This is a genomic window from Thermomonospora sp. CIF 1 (assembly GCF_001896795.1).
In the GTDB taxonomy this organism is placed as follows: Bacteria; Actinomycetota; Actinomycetes; order Streptosporangiales; family Streptosporangiaceae; genus Thermomonospora; species Thermomonospora curvata.
On sequence record NZ_MOYN02000021.1, the window covers coordinates 484,442 to 499,856 of the forward strand.

Genomic DNA, 15,415 nt, shown 5'->3' on the forward strand with positions numbered 1-15,415 from the left:
GATCGCCATGGGGGAGATCATCGTCCTGCGGCACGGCGAGACCGAGTGGAGCAGGGCCAGGCGGCACACCGGGCGCACCGATCTGCCGCTGACCGCCCGCGGCGAGGAGCAGGCCCGGGCGCTGGGGCCCTATCTGGCGCGCCGGCGGGTGGTCCACGCGGTGTGCAGCCCGGCGCTGCGGGCCCGGCGCACCGCCGAGCTCGCCGGGCTGAGCGCCGTCGAGATCGACCCGGACCTGTGGGAGTGGGACTACGGCGGCTATGAGGGCCTCACCAGCGCCCAGATCCGCAAGCGGCGGCCGGGCTGGTACCTGTGGGCCGACGGGGTGATCCCCGGGGACGCCGAGCATCCCGGCGAGTCGGTGGAGCAGGTCGGTGAGCGCTGCGACGCCGTGCTGGGCCGCATCCGGCCCCACCTGGAGCAGGGCGATGTGGCGGTGGTGGCGCACGGCCATCTGCTGCGCGTGCTGACCGCGCGGTGGCTGGGGCTGCCGCCGGCGAGCGGCAGGCTGTTCGCGTTGCACACCGGGACGGCCGGCACGCTGGGCACCGAGCACGGCCGCCCGGTGATCACCTCCTGGAACACGCCGGTGTGAGCGGCGGCCGACCTCACCTCCCGGACAGAGCTCATACCCCCCAGGGGTGGATACCCTGAGTGCGGCGAGCACAGACCCAGACGGGGAGGGCGACACCCACCATGGCGGCCAACGGGGCTCCCACGCGCGGGTACACCGCGACCAAGGACCAGCTGCAGACGCGGCTGCGGCGGATCGAGGGGCAGGTCCGCGGCATCGAGCGCATGGTCCAGGAGGACCGTTACTGCATCGACGTCCTCACCCAGATCAGCGCGGTCCAGGCGGCGCTGGACAAGGTGGCGCTGGGCCTGCTGGACGGGCATGTGCGGCACTGCGTGGCCGAGGGCGCCCAAGAGGGCAAGGCCGATGAGATGTCCACCGAGCTGATGGCCGCGGTGGGACGGCTGATGCGCCGCGGCTGAGGGCGGCCGCGGGTTCCGGCGCCCTCAGGAGGCCATGCCCAGGCTCCTGGCCTCCGCCTCGTAGGCGCGGATCAGCTCGTGCGCCCGCTTGGCGTCCGGGGAGTAGCGCAGCCGGGCCGGGATGACCCGGGTGCCGCGGTGCATCGCCTGCAGGGTCAGCGTCGCCGCCAGGTCGGAGGTGGGCAGGCCGGGCAGCCCGTACATGCGGCGGGCCCAGCGCGGCAGCGTGGCCACGGTGAGCGTGGCGAGGCTGGGGGCGGCGAGCTTGAGCGGCAGCATCGGGCGCGGCACCGGGGGGTTGAACAGCCGCCGCAGCCCCTCCCGGGCCTCCTTGCACGCCCAGATCTTGGGCCGCATCATCGCGTAGTAGTCGCGCATCTCGGCCACCGAGGCCGGCACGTCGGCCGGGTCCAGCCCGACGACCTGGGCGGCGCGGCGCTGCTCGTCCACGAAGCGGTCGGCCTCGGCGTCGCTGAGCACGATCCCGGCGCGGCGGGCGATGTCGAGGTAGGAGTCGACCTCGCCCATGTGCACCCACAGCAGGTTCTCCGGGTCGTCGATGCGGAACACCTCGCCGGTGCGCATGTCCAGGCCTTCCAGCTTGGCGTGCATCTTGCGGACCCGGCGGCCGATCCGCTCGACCTCCTCCAGCGAGCCGTAGGTGCGCACCCGGACGAACTCGATGGTGCGGGCCAGGCGCTGCCAGGCGGAGTCGGGGTTCATCAGCTCGGAGTTCTGCGCGGTGCCCCACATGCTGCGCGGGTGCAGCGCCTGCAGCAGCAGCGCCCGGAAGCCGCCGATCATCATGACCGGCTCGCCCATCACCCGCCAGGTCACCGAGCCCGGTCCGAACAGACCGAAGTCGCCGGGGCGATCGGCGCCCGCCGCACGGTCCGAGCCGCGCTTGCCGTCCATCTCGCGGAGCCCGCCCATGTCACCACCTCGTCCGTCCCATACCCGGATATGTGGAAACACGAGCGTAATGAATGACTTACCCCCCTGTCATGAGGTAGATCACATCTTTTACCGAGATGCCCGGTTTGCTCTGACAGGTCGGGTCGGGACGGAGTCAGCCGGAGGCGCTGGGCTGGGCGGCCTGTTCCCGGCGCGGGGCGGCGCTTTCGTCCGCCGTCTCCACCGGCTTGGTCTGCTCGCTGACCCAGCGCAGGTAGTCGCTGCTGCCGGCCACCACGGGGGTGGCGATGATCTCCGGGGTGTCGTAGGAGTGCAGCTCGGTGATCAGCGTCGCCAGCTCTTCGAAGTTGTCGGCGGTGGTCTTGAACACCACCATCCACTCCTCGGCCGTCTCCATCTCGCCCTCCCACCAGTAGGTGCTGGAGATCGGGCCGACGAGCTGGGCGCAGGCCGCCAGGCGCTCGCGCACCGCGGACTTGGCGAGGGCGGCCGCCTCCTGGCGGGAGTCGGTCGTGGTGGTCACCTGTAGGTACGCCTGGGGCATGCCGTTGCTCCTTCCCCTAAGCGACGATCGTAGTCGGCTTTCCGCTCAGTGAGCGGGCCTGACCACCATGGCGCTGCCGCCGTGCCTGCGGTGCGGTTCGGCCACCGCCTGCACCAGCCCCGGGCGCAGGAACTCCAGCGCGGTGGCCGCGCCGATCTGGCCGGCCGGCGGGCCGGGGAAAAGCGCCAGCTCGTGCCCCAGAGAGCGCAGGCGCGGCCCGTAGGCGTCCAGGAACGCCTGCTCGGCGAAGGTCTGCGGGGTGTTGCGCTGGGTGGCGCGCGGGGCGGCCAGCGCGGCCGGCAGGTCCATGCCCAAGTCGATGCGGCCCAGCAGGATCTGCAGCACGGTGGTGATGATCGTGGAGCCGCCCGGGGAGCCCAGCGCCAGCAGCGGCCGTCCGTCCTTGAGCACGATGGTGGGCGCCATGCTGCTGCGCGGGCGCTTGCCGGGGCCGGGCAGGTTGGGGTCGGGCGCGGCGCCCGGCGGGGGCGGCTGCATCGTGAAGTCGGTCAGCTCGTTGTTGAGCAGGAAGCCGCGCCCGGGCACGGTCAGGCCGCTGCCGCCGAACTGCTCGATGGTGATGGTGTAGGAGGCGACGTTGCCCCACCGGTCGGCGACCACCAGGTGCGTGGTCTGCGGTCCTTCACGGCCCAGGCGGAGCGGTTCGCCCCGGGCGGGCTCGCAGTCGCGGTAGTCCCCGTCGGGGGAGCCCGGCGGCACCGGGCTGACGGCGGCTTTGCCGGGGTCGATGAGGCAGGCCCGTTCGCGGGCGAAGCCGCGGGAGAGCAGCTCCCGCAGCGGGACGTCCACATGGTCGGGGTCGCCGATGTAACGGCCGCGGTCGGCGTAGGCCAGGCGGGACGCCTCCAGGTAGTAGTGCAGGGCCTGCACGGGGTCGCCTTTGTCAAGGCGGAAGCGGTCCAGGATGTTGAGCGCCTCGCCGACCGTGGAGCCGCCGGAGGAAGGCGGCGCCATCCCGTACACCTCCAGTCCCCGGTAGGTGACGCGGGTGGGCGGGCGCAGCGGCGCCCGGTAGGCGGCCAGGTCGGACAGCTCCATCAGGCCGGGCCGGACGGTGCGGGTGGCCGTGGGCTCCACCGGCGGATGCCGCACGGTCCGGACGATCTCCCGGGCCGGCTCCCCCCGGTAGAACCAGGCGGGGCCGCGCCGGGCGAGCGTGCGGTAGGTGCGGGCCAGGTCGGGGTTGCGGAAGCGGGAGCCGACCGCCGGCGGGCGGCCGCCGGGCAGGAACAGTTTCCGCGTCGGCGTGATGGCGGCGAACCGGTCGGCGTTGAGCGCGGTCTGCTCGTGAAACTCCCGGTCGACCACGAACCCCCGCTCGGCCACCCGGATCGCCGGCCGCAGCAGCGCGCCCAGCGGGCGGGTGCCGAAGCGGTCCAGGACCTGCTGCCACTGGGCGACCGTGCCGGGGACCCCTACCGACAGCCCGCTGGTGACGGCCTCTTCAAAGGGAATGGCCCGGCCGGTGGCCGGATCGACGAAGGAGCGGGCGTGCATCTTGGCCGGTGCCGTCTCCCGGCCGTCCACGGTGTGGACGCGGCGCGTCCGGGCGTCGTAGTAGACGAAGAACCCGCCGCCGCCCAGAGCCGCCACATAGGGCTCGGTCACCCCGAGGGTGGCCGCGGCCGCCACGGCGGCGTCGGCGGCGTTGCCGCCCTGGCGCAGCACCTCGATGGCGGTGCGGCTGGCGTCGGCGTCCACGGTGGAGACCGCGCCGCCGTAGCCGGTCGCCACAGTCTGCGCCCGCCGGTCCGTCCGCTCGGCGGGAGAGGGCGGGGCGATCGCACCGGCCGGGCCGGGGGCCGGCAACGGCAGCGTGATCACCAGCGTCCCGGCAAGCGCCGACCTGCGGAAAAGGGCAGCAGGCACGGGAACCTCCGCAAATGGACAGCCGCCACCACCGTCTCTCCGGTCCCACTACCCCGCCGAGAGCGCCGCCAGACCCGGCCGGCGGCAAGTGAGCTGTATGGCTTTTTGATCACTTCTCCGGAGAGGAGATTGCTCTTTACTAGAACTTTAGACATTCTTTGGTCTCCCACGCCCCGGACTCTCGCGCAGAAACGCACCTCGGCCGCCCGCACCGGCCGGCGTGTGGCGACGCCCCGGACTTGGAGACGCCCATGCGCAACGATCTGCTGCGGCGGCTGCCCGTGGAACAGGCCGCCCCGCAAAACTACGGAGGCGGCCGGCACCGGCTGCGTGTGCTGTACAAAAAGCGCGACCTGGTGATTCTCGGGCTGGGGGTGATGATCGGCGCCGGCATTTTCAAGATCTCCGGAGTGCAGGCGGCCACCGCGGCCGGCCCGGCGGTGATCGCATCGTTCGTGATCGCCGGCACGGTGTGCCTGCTGGCCGCGCTGTGCTTTGCCGAGCTGTCCTCGGCGGTGCCGGTCGCCGGGAGCGCCTATTCCTTCGGTTATGTCGCCTTCGGGGAACTGTGGGCCTGGTTCATCGGCTGGGCGCTGATCCTGGAGCTGCTGCTGGCCGCCTGCGCGGTGGCGCGCGCCTGGTCGCTGATCGCCGTCCAGACGCTGCAGGACCTGTCGATCGGGATGCCGTCCGGGCTGGCGGGAGTCGTCGGGCAGGAGCGGGGCTTCGATGTGTTCGCCCTGGCCATCTTGGTGCTGCTGATCGGGCTGCTGGCCAGCGGCAGCCGGGTGGGGCTGCGCACGCTGTGGGCGATGGTGCTGGCCAAGCTGCTGGTGATCGGGCTGGTCATCGTGGGCGGGCTGCTGCTGTTCGACGCCGGCAACCTCACCCCGTTCGTCCCGCCCGCCCGGCCCGCTCCCGGCGGCGGCGAGCCGACGGTGCTGACCGCGCTGTTCGGCGACCCCTCCCAGACGTTCGGGATCTGGGGCATCTTCGCCGCCACCCCGGCCATCGCCTTCGCCTACATCGGCTTCGACCTGATCGCCACCGCCGCCGAGGAGACCGAGGACGCCCCGCGCAAGGTGCCCCAGGGCCTGCTGACCAGCCTGGTGATCACGATCGTGCTGTACGTGGGGGTGGCGGTGGCCATGGTCGGCATGATCTCCTACCGCGAGCTGGACCCGGCCCGCCCGCCGTTCGCCCAGGCGTTCGCCGAGGCGGGCGCCGGCTGGATGGGCACGGTGACCGACATCGGGGCGGTGCTGGGGCTGACCACCGTGATCTTCGTGGTGCTGATCAGCCTGACCCGGGTGGTGTTCTCCATGGCCCGCGACGGGCTGCTCCCCTCGGGCCTGGCCGCGGTCAGCCGCTACCAGGTGCCCAGCCGGGCCACGCTGGTGGCGGGCGGGACGGCCGTGGTGCTGTCGCAGACGGTGGACGTGCTGACACTGGAACCGCTGGTGGTGATCGGCGCGCTGTTCGCGTTCCTGGCGGTGTCGGCCGCGGTGCCGGCGCTGCGGCGGGTGCGGCCCGACCTGCGCCCGCCCTTCCGGGTGCCCGGCGGGGCGACGATACCGATGCTGGCGATGGCGTCCATCGCCTGGCTGATGCTCAACCTGGAGCTGAAGACCTGGAGCTACTTCGGCGTCTGGATGCTGGCGGGGTTCGTCTTCTACCTGCTCTACGGCCGGCGCCACAGCCGCCTGCGCGAGCTTTTGGACCGGCCGCCCGCCCCTGCGACGGCGCTTTCGTCCCCTCCCCCGGCCCGCTCCCCGTTCGACGTTCCGCCCATCTCTCCGCAAGCGGGTCCGCTCAGGCAAAGCCCTCTCGATCGGCCCTTCTCCGCTCCGGCCGGGGTGCAGCCCTCCCCGCCGTACCCTTCCCCGGGGGAGTCGCCTTGGGGCACCGGCTCTGCACACCGCCGGCCGGAAGGGCCGTATCCGCACCCCTCGCCGCAGCATGCCGCACCGCCCCGTCCTCAAGGCGCCCCACCGCCGCACGCCCCGTCCTCCTTCCAGGAGGCCGCGCCGCCCCGCCCGCAGAGCGGTCCCCTCTTCCCTCCCCCGGGCAGGAGCGGGCGTGACGGGGAGTTCCCCCAGGACCGCCTGCCCCGTGGGCCGCGTCCCTACGTCCAGGGCGGAAGGCGTCCCTGGGGGCAGACCCCGGCCGGGCCCGCCGATGGGGACCTGCCGTACCCGGAGGAGCCCGGCGAGCCCCCCTACGGGGGATACCGCCGTCCCTGAGCGAACAGCGGAGATGGACGGTGCGTCCCGCCGCGAGTTGAGTTATTCTCAACCAGAGACAATCTCACCTTGAGAAGGATTCGTCGTGAAGCGGACGCCGGACACCCAGCGCGAGGAGGAGTTCCTGGCCTCCTACGACCCGCGCGCCTACGACCCGGTCGCGGTCACGGTCGACGTGGTGGCGCTGACCATCCGCGACGGGGCGCTGCATGTGCTGCTGGTGCGGCGCGGCGCCCCGCCGTTCGCGGGCATGTGGGCGCTGCCCGGCGGGTTCGTGCGGGGCGTGCGGGAGGCCGAGGACCTGCCGCAGGCCGCCGCCCGCGAACTGGCCGAGGAGACCGGGCTGAGCACCGAGGAGGGCGCGCTGGCCCGGGTGCACCTGGAGCAGCTGGCCACCTACGGCGCGCCCGGCCGCGACCCCCGGATGCGGGTCATCTCCGTGGCCTACCTGGCGTTCGCCCCCGAGCTGCCCGACCCGCGGGCCGGCAGCGACGCCGCCGACGCGGCCTGGGTGCCGGTGGACTCGCTCGGGCTGACCGAGGCGGGGACGCAGCGTCCCGGCACCACCCGCAAGCTGGCCTTCGACCACGCGCAGATCCTGGCCGACGGGCTGGAGCGGGCCCGCAGCAAGCTGGAGTACACCCCGCTGGCCACCGCCTTCTGCGCCCCGGAGTTCACCATCCCCGAACTGCGCGCCGTCTACGAGGCGGTGTGGGGAGAGGAGCTGCACGCCGGCAACTTCCACCGCAAGGTGCTGTCGGTGCCGGGCTTTGTGGAGAGCACCGGGGAGACCACCGAGCGAGGCGGGCGGCGGGGCGGCCCCCGTGCCCGGCTCTACCGGGCCGGCGACGCCCGGCTGCTGCATCCGGCCCTGCTGCGTCCCAGCCGGGAAGAGCAGGTGCGGTGAACCTCGCCGCCGCGGCCCCGGCTTTTCGGACCGGCTCCGTGCGCGGGGGCCGGAGCCGGTCCGAAGCGATCGTCCGCCGCGGCGCGACCAGTGGGGGCCGCGCATCACCGGTGGGACGCCGTCAACCCACCGGCGCCAAGAGCGGTCACCGCGATCACGCCCCGGCCTCCTGAGGATGCGGTGCCGCCCGGTGCCCTCCGGGGACGGTCAGGCGGCCGTGCGCACGTCCAGTGCCCTCAGCAGCTCCTCGGTGAGCGGCGGGCCGGAGTCGGACCGCAGGTACCAGGCCACGGCTGCGGCGCGTCCGGTCAGGCGCCACTCCCAGTGCCAGTGCAGCGCGGCCACGTCCAGCGTCGGCTCGCCGGCACGGAGGCCGGGTCCGGCCCGGCCGGGCCCGGTCCCGCCGGCCGGAATACCGGGCTCCAGGCCGGATCGCAGGGCGCGTCGGCTTCGTTCGGCGTTTTGCGGACCGGCTCCGCGGTCAAGACGCCGCCCGCCGTGGCCGCCCCGTTCAGAAAATTCGGTCAGCCGGTTATAAGGACCCGCATACCGCCCGGTCACCTCGCCTGGATCACTGAAACGAAAACTCCGCCGTCGATCAGAAGTCCCCCGGTCGGCGGTCGCTTTATCGCATGCGGGCGACAGCGGCGCCAGGCCGCAATGAAACAAAAAGCAAGCCCGAAAACCGGGCGCGGGAGATGGGCATCCGCACGGGGCCGAGCCGCGCGTCCGGCGGCGCCCTCCGGCCGCGGCGGGGCCGGAGGTTCCGCCCGGGAAGCAGAGCCCTCCTGGGACAGCCCGCGTAAACGAAAAAAGCCGGGCCGGAAAGGACCCCACTCGGTCCAGTGTCAGAAATTACCCGTGTGGGCTCTTGGCAAGGATGCGCACCGGCGCAATGCTGATTTGCCACGAGAATCCCAGTGAGGTCATCGTGGCAGACTCCTCCGTCGACATGGTCGTGGTGGACGGCGACCGTTACACCGTCACGCTGCTGTGCGGAGAGATCGACTGTTATGGCAGTCAAGGGCTGCAGGAACGGCTGCTGGAAGCGGCGCCGGACGCCGGGCGCCCGCTGATCCTCGACATGAGCGGGGTGACGTTCTGCGACGGCAGCGCCCTGTGGACGCTGTCGGCCGTGGAACGCCGGTGCGCCGAACGCCGCGTCGCCTTGGCGATCGTCGGGCTGCGCCCCTTCCTGGGCCACCTGTTCCGAGCCTTCCACATCCATGAGCGCATCCCGCTGTGCGCCACTTTGGACGAGGCGCTCTGGCGGGTGCTGCCGCCCACCGACGCCGACCTCCACGCCTGGCTGGAGTCGGCCGGCTGAGGCCGCCTCCCCTCCCGCGCACCGGCCGCCCCCGGGGAGCGGCAGGCCCGGCGCTCCCGTTTTGGACGCGTCCAATACCGCCTTTGTTCGTGCGCACGCCGGTGCCTTTGTTCACATCCAAGCCCGGATCTAAACCGTGTTCTCCCCCGTCAGAGGGCATATCGGTCGCGCGCACGGCGCGCCGGACGACTGACGGAGAGACACGATGCACATCCCCCGGCGATCCCTGGCCGCCTTCGCCCTGGGCGTCGCGCTGACGGCCTCCAGCGCCTGCACCATTCAGGTCGGCGAGGTCGACGAGGCCGGCCCGGCCGCGTCCGCCACCCCCGCCGTCACCCGGAGCGAAGGCGGCACCGGCACGCCCACCCCGCCCGCCGGCCGGGACGAAGACGGCGCGGCCCAGGGCGTTCAGATCGACGAGACCGAGTATCAGCAGGACATCACCGGGGCGCCGCAGGTAATCGACGACTACTGGCGGACCCACTGGTCGGAGTTCTTCACCGGCACCTACACCTCGCCGCGGGTCTACGGCGGCTACGACGGCAACGACCTGTCTAGCGCGCCGACCTGCGCGGGGCAGCCGGCCACCCCCAACAACGCCTTCTACTGCGTCCCGGAGGACTACATCGCCTGGGACGAGAACCTGATGCGCGCCGGCTACACCCAAGGCGACGCCTGGGTTTACCTGGTCATCGCGCACGAGTGGGGGCACGCCATCCAGAACCGGCTGCGGATGGAGCACGTGGCGCTGGCCAGTGAGCTGCAGGCCGACTGCCTGGCGGGCGCGGCGCTGTACGGGGCCGCGGCGGACGGGACCCTGCGCTTCGAAGAGGGCGACGTCAAGGAGCTGTCCAACGGCCTGGTCGTGATCGGCGACGACAGCGAATGGACCGATCCGCAGGACCACGGCGACCCCATCGAGCGGATCACCGCGTTCGGCAAGGGCCGTGACGGCGGCGTGCGGGCCTGCATTCCCGACGCGCCCTCCTCGTGAGCCGAAGGCCCGGCGGGGACGGCGGCGGTCCCCGCACGGCGCAACGAGGGCGGGCCTCAGCCCCCGCTGAGATACCGCTCCACAGACTCGACCTTCTTGGTCATGGCGTCGGTGACACCGGGCCGCAGGTCGGCCTTGAGCACCAGGCTGACCCGTGGGGCGCGGGCCGCCACCGCCTCGGTCGCGGCCTTGACCACGGCCATCACCTCGTCCCACTCCCCCTCGACGGTGGTGAACATGGCGTCGGTGCGGTTGGGCAGGCCGCTGGCGCGCACCACCCGCACCGCCTCGGCGACCAGCTCACCGACGTCCTCGCCCGCTCCGAGCGGGGTCACTGAGAAAGCGACCAGCACGCTGCGTCCTCCTCATCCACGGCGGGTCCCCGCGACCGCGCCTCCCCTGTCATGATCTTCGAACCTTCCGGGCCGCCTCGCCGCACGGCGCTCTCTTCGGCAGGACCGGCCCTAGCAGGCGGCGGCCAGGGCCATGCCGCAATAGGCGGCGCCCAACCCGGCCGTGACCGAGGCCGCGACGTTCAGCAGCGCCGGCGTCCGGGCGCCCTGCTCGGCCAGGCGGAACGTCTCGTAGCCGAAGGTGGAGTAGGTGGTCAAAGCGCCGCAGAAGCCGGCCCCGGCCAACGCCGTGAGCCCCTCCCCGGCGGGCAGGGCGGCCAGGAAGCCCAGCAGGGCCGAGCCGGTGACGTTCACGGTGAAGGTGCCCCAGGGAAAGGCCGAGTCGTGGCGGGCCTGCACGGCGCGGTCCACCAGGTAGCGCAGCGGCGCGCCCAGCGCGGCGCCCAGGGCCACCAGCAGGGCGGTCACCGCCGCCCCTGCCCGGTGAGGCGGCGGGCGAGCAAGCGCATCGCCCATGCGCCGGCGGCGACGGCGGCCGGCGCGGCCAGGGCGGTGCCGGCCAGATAGGCCAGCGCGGTGCGCGGGGCACCGGCGCTCAGCGCGGCGTGGGCGTCCATGACGTAGGCGGAGAAGGTGGTGAAGCCGCCGAGCACGCCCACCCCCAGGAACGGGCGGACCAGCGGGTGGGCCCGCCACACCTCGGTGATCGCGACCATGAGCACGCCGATCAGCAGGCAGCCGGCCACGTTGACGGCGAAGACCGCCCAGCCGAAGCCGCCCGGGCCCGCGGGGAAGGCCGCCGTCAGGCCGTACCGGGCCAGCGCGCCGATCGCGCCGCCCGCCGAGACGGCGCCGAGCACGGCCCACGGCGCAGGACGCGGCTCTTGCCGCAGCGCCGGAACGTTCGAGTGAATGGGCTCGGCGTCGAGCACGCCCCTCCTCCTCCGCCATCACGATCGACCGGTTCCGACCCCAGGCTAGGCCGCGCCTCGCAGTGGGCCGTTTCGAGCGCGTGATCCCAGGCGCCGGGTGAACCGCCACGCCGCGCCGGTGCCCGGCGGAGAAAGGGACGAGCCATCGCCCCGGACGCCCGGCCGGGCGTCCGGGGCGGCTCGGGTCACGCCGGCAGCGTCTGGGCCTCGCCGCGCCGGACGGGCTGCGGGTGCAGCGGCGACAGCGGCGAGGTCCAGGAGAACCAGCACAACGCGTCGTACCGGTCGGCGAGCGTGGTGGGGACGAACTGGCGGTGGTCGCGGTCGGGGTCGTAGACCACCCCGATCGCGCGGTGCCCGCGCCGGGCGGTCAGCCAGGGCTGGTCCGGCCCGTCGGCGAACACGAACAACGCCTGGTCCAGTTCGACCTCCCGCATCAGCAGCTCCTCCAGGGAGCCGTGCATCGGCGCGGGCACCGGCATGGTCTCCATCGGGCCGTCCCAGTGCGAGGCGGCGATGACGTTGCCGTGCCCGCCGGCGAACCCGACCACGGCCACCCGGTCCCGGCCGTGGCGTTCCCGGACCAGCTGCCCCAGGCTGACCATTCCCGAGTCGGCCATGGCGGTGGCGCGGGCGTCCCCCACGTGGGTGTTGTGCGCCCACACCACGGCCCGCGCCCGGGGGCCGTGGAGGGCCAGCAGGCGGTCCAGGGTGTCGGCCATGTGCGCATCCCGCAGGTTCCAGGCCTGCGGGCCGCCCTCGAGCATCGCCCGGTAGTAGCGGGCGGCGCCGGCCTCGGCGTTCTTTTCGACGTCGAGCTCCTCGGCGACGGCGTCGGAGCCGGCGGTGCGGCGCAGCCCGGTCAGCAGCTCCAGCGCCTCCGCTTCGCAGCCTTCGGGGACCAGCCGGCTCTTCCAGGCGTAGACCTGCGGGTTCTCCCCGTAGGGGTCGAAGCAGCGGTAGGCGTTGCGGGCGATGCCGAGGTAGTCGGGGTGGTGTTCGGTCAGGTAGGCGTGCACCGTGTGCAGCGACTCCCACAACCCGTAGACGTCCAGCCCGTAGAAGCCGACCCGCCGGTGGGGCGGCAGCTCGGAGTTGTGGGCGAGGTTGTGCTCGCGCAGCCACCGGCAGAACCTGGCGGTCTCCTCGTTGGCCCACACCCAGGCGGGCCAGCGGCGGCGGGCCTCAAGGACGCGGCGCGGGTCCTGCGGCGCCTCCGGCGTCCCGGTGACGCTGCGGCGGATCTGCCGGCAGTCCCGCCAGTCCCACTCGACCGCCACGAAGGAAAAGCCGTGCTCGGCGATGAGCCGCCGGGTCAGGGCCGCCCGCCAGGCGCAGTACTCGTGCGTGCCGTGGCTGGCCGCGCCCAGCAGGACGCAGCGGGCGCCGCCGATGCGCGCCAGCAGCGGGTCCAGGTCGCTTTCGTACTCCAGCGGCAGGGCGGCGCCGTAGATGTCGGCCTCGTCGGGAGTTTCGTTGAGCATGGCGGCCTCCGGTCTCAGCGCTCGTCTCGGGGGGTCTCGGCCCACCCGCCCCACTTGCCGGAGGCGGTTCCCTCCTCCTCCCGCTGCGTCCTGGTCTCGGCCCGTGCGCCGTCGTAGGCGCGGGTTCGCGGACGGTGCATCCGGATCTCCCCCGTTCTGCCACTCGGTTCCGTCTTCCGTCTCCGCCCGCCTTCCCGGTTTCCCGGGTTCGATGCGGCGAACGCCCCGCTCACGCGTCCCCGGCGCGGCCGGGCGGCCTCACCGGGGCCTGTTTTCCGCGCCGGGAAAGCGGCGTGTCGGACGGGGTGCAGCGGGCACGCCGGGGTCATGCACACGATCGAACTGCACAGCCCGGCCTTCGACGACCATGCGCCGATCCCGCGGGAGCACTCCCACGCCTCAGGGGACGTCTCGCCGCCGCTGGAGTGGTCGCAGGTTCCCGACGAGGCGGTCGAGCTGGCCTTGGTCTGCGAGGACCCGGACGCGCCCGGCGGGACGTTCGCGCACTGGCTGCTGGCGGGGATCCCGCCCGAGACCGAGGGGATCGACGCCGGTGAGGAGATCCCCGGGGCGGTGGCCGGGCGCAACGACTACGGCGCTCTCGGTTACGGCGGCCCGCACCCGCCCGCCGGGGACGCCCCGCACCGGTACTTCTTCCGCCTGACGGCGCTGTCGGAGCCGTCCGGCCTGCGTCCCGGGTTCACCGCCGACGACCTGCAGGAGGCCATCGAGGACAAGGTGGTCGGCGAAGGCGTCCTGGTCGGCACGTTCGGCAGGTGAGCCTCCCATGCCCGTGCACGATCGCAGGCCGCCGCGCGGCACCGAACCGCTGAACGCCCGCAGCCCGCTGGGGGTGCGGATGGTGCTGTCCGGCCTGGCGCTGGTCGCCGGAATCGTCGCCGCCGTGGTGTTCGGGGTCCTGGCGGCCGGCGGCACCTCCCCGGTGGCGGGGTTCTGGACGGCGGCGGCGATCAGCGCGGCCGTCGCGGTGATCGCCGCCATCGACCTGTGGGTGCTCCGCCGCCGCAGCCGCGCCCCATGACCCATCACAGGAAGGAGCCGACATGGCTTCCGCAACGCCTCTCCCCGGGGCGGTGCACCCGTCGCCGGTTCCCAAGCCGCCCCCGCGCCCGAGCCCGGCCCCCGAACCGGCGCCGCAGCCGCCGGGCCCGATGCCGCCGCCCCGGCCGATGCCCGAGCCGGCCCCGGGTCCGGCGCCGCCGCAGCCCGACCCCGAGCCGGTGGGCCGGGGCGTGGTCTCGCCCGGCCGGAGCGCTTGAGCCGGCGGTTCCGTCGAGCCCGGGGAAGGCACGCCCCGGTGTGCCGGGCTCCGCCCGGATTCCCCTCCTCCGGCCGGTGCGATCTAGGCTCGGGGACCGGCGCGGACGACGCGTCCGGCGCCGGGAGCAGGCGGAAGGGAGGCCCGGTGGGTCGGGTGAGGCGCACCGTGACCCGGCTGGCGGACGGACGGGAGCTGATCTACTTCGACCGGTGCGAGCGCCCCGGCCGCGACGCCGTCGACACCCGGCCGGCCGGCGGGCCGCCGCCGGTCTCGGAACTGCGGTACGACCCGCTGCTGGAGGAGTGGGTGACGATCGCCGCGCACCGGCAGGGCCGCACCTTCCTGCCCGGCGAGGACGCCTGCCCGCTGTGCCCGTCGGCGCCGGGACGGCCCACCGAGATCCCCGCCGCCGACTACGAGGTGGTGGTGCTGGAGAACCGGTTCCCCACCTTCCAGCCCGGCGCCACCGGGGGGCGCTGCGAGGTGGTGTGCTTCAGCCCCGACCACCACGCGTCCTTCGCCGACCTGCCGCCGCAGCAGGTGCGCACGGTCATCGAGGCGTGGGCCGACCGCACCGCCGAGCTGTCGGCGCTGCCCGGGGTGGAACAGGTCTTCTGCTTTGAGAACCGGGGCGAGGAGATCGGGGTGACGCTGCGCCACCCGCACGGCCAGATCTACGCCTACCCGTTCGTCCCGCCGCGCACCCGGCAGATGCTGGCGGCCGTCCGCCGGCACGCCGAGCGCACCGGCGGGGACCTGTTCGCCGAGCTGCTGGCGGCCGAGCGGGAGGCCGGCACCCGCGTGGTGGCGGCCAACGAGCTGTGGACGGCGTTCGTGCCGCACGCGGCCCGCTGGCCGTTCGAGGTGCACCTGTACCCGCACCGGCGGGTGCCGGACATCTGCGCGCTGGAGGAGGCCGAGCGGGACGCCTTCGCCGCGCTCTACCTGGATGTGCTGGGCCGTTTCGACCGGCTCTTCGGCCGTCCCATGCCGTATGTGGCGGCCTGGCATCAGGCGCCGGTGCGGCACGAGCGGGAGCTGGCGTACCTGCATCTGCGGCTGTTCAGCATCCGGCGGGCCGCCGACCGGCTGAAGTACCTGGCCGGGTCGGAATCGGCCATGGGGGCGTTCATCAACGACGTCCGCCCCGAGGAGGCGGCCAGGCTGCTGCGCGCGGCAGGGGATTGAAGGCCGCACGGCGCCCGGCCGCCCCCGCTCACCGCCAGCCGAGGCTCTCGGCGGCCTCGTCGGGGGCGTACCCGCAGTGCCCCGCCTCGCCGATCCACACCAGGCCGTCGGCCTCGGCGACCGGCCCGATCCGGTGCTCTTGCGGCAAGCGGGGCTGGACCGCCAGCCGCACCCGCAGCTTCGGGTCGAACTGCTGCAACGCGGCCACCAGCTCACCGACCGTGATCTCCCTGGGTTGACCTCGTCTATGCCGTCCCATGTCCTGCTCCATACCAGCCGACGACCCTATGTAATCACCCTCCGGAGCTGATATCTAACACCGAGTGATGATGACATTGGGCTCGCTTGACCCGGGCATGT

19 protein-coding genes are annotated in these 15,415 nt (G+C 73.4%); 9 read left to right on the top strand and 10 right to left on the bottom strand.

Annotation, left to right across the window (positions count from 1 at the left end; all coding sequences use genetic code 11):
- Window positions 1-7: 7 nt before the first annotated feature.
- Window positions 8-595: a histidine phosphatase family protein gene (locus tag BUE48_RS15480; protein WP_012853458.1), complete on the top strand. Its 588-nt coding sequence runs from the start codon at window positions 8-10 to the stop codon at window positions 593-595.
- A 101-nt stretch (window positions 596-696) separates the two neighbouring features.
- Window positions 697-996: a metal-sensitive transcriptional regulator gene (locus BUE48_RS15485; protein WP_012853459.1), complete on the top strand. Its 300-nt coding sequence runs from the start codon at window positions 697-699 to the stop codon at window positions 994-996.
- Between the two features lie 24 nt (window positions 997-1,020).
- Here the strand turns inward: BUE48_RS15485 and BUE48_RS15490 are convergent, their stop codons facing one another.
- The 3 genes from BUE48_RS15490 to ggt form a co-directional block, all read right to left on the bottom strand.
- Window positions 1,021-1,929 (bottom strand): oxygenase MpaB family protein, encoded by a 909-nt coding sequence (locus BUE48_RS15490; protein WP_012853460.1) that lies wholly within the window; start codon window positions 1,927-1,929, stop codon window positions 1,021-1,023.
- Window positions 1,930-2,065: 136 nt separating this feature from the next.
- Complete coding sequence (gene cutA / locus BUE48_RS15495) at window positions 2,066-2,455, bottom strand: divalent-cation tolerance protein CutA (protein ID WP_012853461.1); 390 nt, start codon at window positions 2,453-2,455, stop codon at window positions 2,066-2,068.
- A gap of 45 nt (window positions 2,456-2,500) precedes the next feature.
- The gene (gene ggt, locus BUE48_RS15500; protein ID WP_012853462.1) at window positions 2,501-4,345 is read right to left on the bottom strand and encodes a gamma-glutamyltransferase; all 1,845 of its coding nucleotides are present in this window, start codon (window positions 4,343-4,345) and stop codon (window positions 2,501-2,503) included.
- A 251-nt stretch (window positions 4,346-4,596) separates the two neighbouring features.
- Between ggt and BUE48_RS15505 the strand changes: the two genes are divergently transcribed.
- Entirely contained in the window at window positions 4,597-6,588 is a 1,992-nt protein-coding gene (locus BUE48_RS15505) for an APC family permease (RefSeq protein WP_286990264.1), read from the top strand.
- 85 nt (window positions 6,589-6,673) lie between these two features.
- A complete protein-coding gene (locus BUE48_RS15510; RefSeq protein WP_012853464.1) occupies window positions 6,674-7,495 on the top strand; it encodes an NUDIX hydrolase in 822 nt (273 codons plus the stop codon).
- Window positions 7,496-7,702: 207 nt separating this feature from the next.
- On the opposite strand, the gene BUE48_RS15515 is transcribed toward BUE48_RS15510, so the two are convergent.
- A complete protein-coding gene (locus BUE48_RS15515; RefSeq protein ID WP_286990266.1) occupies window positions 7,703-7,840 on the bottom strand; it encodes a hypothetical protein in 138 nt (45 codons plus the stop codon).
- Between the two features lie 586 nt (window positions 7,841-8,426).
- On the opposite strand from BUE48_RS15515, the gene BUE48_RS15520 reads away from it, so the two are divergent.
- Window positions 8,427-8,822, top strand: coding sequence for an STAS domain-containing protein (locus BUE48_RS15520; protein ID WP_169313035.1), 396 nt, complete (start codon window positions 8,427-8,429; stop codon window positions 8,820-8,822).
- A gap of 205 nt (window positions 8,823-9,027) precedes the next feature.
- Entirely contained in the window at window positions 9,028-9,816 is a 789-nt protein-coding gene (locus BUE48_RS15525) for a neutral zinc metallopeptidase (RefSeq protein ID WP_286990267.1), read from the top strand.
- Between the two features lie 56 nt (window positions 9,817-9,872).
- Here the strand turns inward: BUE48_RS15525 and BUE48_RS15530 are convergent, their stop codons facing one another.
- The 5 genes from BUE48_RS15530 to BUE48_RS15550 form a co-directional block, all read right to left on the bottom strand.
- On the bottom strand, window positions 9,873-10,169 hold the full coding sequence (locus tag BUE48_RS15530) for an MTH1187 family thiamine-binding protein (RefSeq protein WP_012853468.1): 297 nt from the start codon (window positions 10,167-10,169) through the stop codon (window positions 9,873-9,875).
- A gap of 111 nt (window positions 10,170-10,280) precedes the next feature.
- Window positions 10,281-10,637: a fluoride efflux transporter CrcB gene (gene crcB, locus BUE48_RS15535; RefSeq protein ID WP_286990269.1), complete on the bottom strand. Its 357-nt coding sequence runs from the start codon at window positions 10,635-10,637 to the stop codon at window positions 10,281-10,283.
- Window positions 10,634-11,101: a fluoride efflux transporter FluC gene (locus BUE48_RS15540; protein ID WP_286990271.1), complete on the bottom strand. Its 468-nt coding sequence runs from the start codon at window positions 11,099-11,101 to the stop codon at window positions 10,634-10,636. Before BUE48_RS15540 ends, crcB begins: the two co-directional genes overlap by 4 nt.
- Window positions 11,102-11,286: 185 nt before the next feature.
- Window positions 11,287-12,585, bottom strand: a complete 1,299-nt coding sequence (locus BUE48_RS15545; protein ID WP_286990273.1) for an erythromycin esterase family protein — start codon at window positions 12,583-12,585, stop codon at window positions 11,287-11,289.
- A 14-nt stretch (window positions 12,586-12,599) separates the two neighbouring features.
- The gene (locus BUE48_RS15550; RefSeq protein WP_012853471.1) at window positions 12,600-12,725 is read right to left on the bottom strand and encodes a hypothetical protein; all 126 of its coding nucleotides are present in this window, start codon (window positions 12,723-12,725) and stop codon (window positions 12,600-12,602) included.
- A 187-nt stretch (window positions 12,726-12,912) separates the two neighbouring features.
- Between BUE48_RS15550 and BUE48_RS15555 the strand changes: the two genes are divergently transcribed.
- From BUE48_RS15555 to galT, 3 genes are all read left to right on the top strand, one after another.
- Window positions 12,913-13,365, top strand: coding sequence for a YbhB/YbcL family Raf kinase inhibitor-like protein (locus BUE48_RS15555; protein WP_012853472.1), 453 nt, complete (start codon window positions 12,913-12,915; stop codon window positions 13,363-13,365).
- Between the two features lie 7 nt (window positions 13,366-13,372).
- Window positions 13,373-13,627, top strand: coding sequence for a DUF6343 family protein (locus BUE48_RS15560; protein ID WP_012853473.1), 255 nt, complete (start codon window positions 13,373-13,375; stop codon window positions 13,625-13,627).
- A 393-nt stretch (window positions 13,628-14,020) separates the two neighbouring features.
- Window positions 14,021-15,055: a galactose-1-phosphate uridylyltransferase gene (gene galT / locus BUE48_RS15565; RefSeq protein WP_041439843.1), complete on the top strand. Its 1,035-nt coding sequence runs from the start codon at window positions 14,021-14,023 to the stop codon at window positions 15,053-15,055.
- 28 nt (window positions 15,056-15,083) lie between these two features.
- Here the strand turns inward: galT and BUE48_RS15570 are convergent, their stop codons facing one another.
- Window positions 15,084-15,314, bottom strand: a complete 231-nt coding sequence (locus BUE48_RS15570) for a hypothetical protein (RefSeq protein ID WP_012853475.1) — start codon at window positions 15,312-15,314, stop codon at window positions 15,084-15,086.
- Window positions 15,315-15,415 lie beyond the last annotated feature (101 nt).

What these genes read in the sequence shown, in the direction of transcription:
- BUE48_RS15480 (WP_012853458.1), top strand. Translation starts at nt 8, where the DNA reads ATGGGGGAGATCATCGTCCTGCGGCACGGCGAGACCGAGTGGAGCAGG.
- BUE48_RS15485 (WP_012853459.1), top strand. Translation starts at nt 697, where the DNA reads ATGGCGGCCAACGGGGCTCCCACGCGCGGGTACACCGCGACCAAGGAC.
- BUE48_RS15490 (WP_012853460.1), bottom strand. Translation starts at nt 1,929, where the DNA reads ATGGGCGGGCTCCGCGAGATGGACGGCAAGCGCGGCTCGGACCGTGCG.
- cutA (WP_012853461.1), bottom strand. Translation starts at nt 2,455, where the DNA reads ATGCCCCAGGCGTACCTACAGGTGACCACCACGACCGACTCCCGCCAG.
- BUE48_RS15505 (WP_286990264.1), top strand. Translation starts at nt 4,597, where the DNA reads ATGCGCAACGATCTGCTGCGGCGGCTGCCCGTGGAACAGGCCGCCCCG.
- BUE48_RS15525 (WP_286990267.1), top strand. Translation starts at nt 9,028, where the DNA reads ATGCACATCCCCCGGCGATCCCTGGCCGCCTTCGCCCTGGGCGTCGCG.
- BUE48_RS15545 (WP_286990273.1), bottom strand. Translation starts at nt 12,585, where the DNA reads ATGCTCAACGAAACTCCCGACGAGGCCGACATCTACGGCGCCGCCCTG.
- BUE48_RS15550 (WP_012853471.1), bottom strand. Translation starts at nt 12,725, where the DNA reads ATGCACCGTCCGCGAACCCGCGCCTACGACGGCGCACGGGCCGAGACC.
- BUE48_RS15555 (WP_012853472.1), top strand. Translation starts at nt 12,913, where the DNA reads ATGCACACGATCGAACTGCACAGCCCGGCCTTCGACGACCATGCGCCG.
- BUE48_RS15560 (WP_012853473.1), top strand. Translation starts at nt 13,373, where the DNA reads ATGCCCGTGCACGATCGCAGGCCGCCGCGCGGCACCGAACCGCTGAAC.
- BUE48_RS15570 (WP_012853475.1), bottom strand. Translation starts at nt 15,314, where the DNA reads ATGGGACGGCATAGACGAGGTCAACCCAGGGAGATCACGGTCGGTGAG.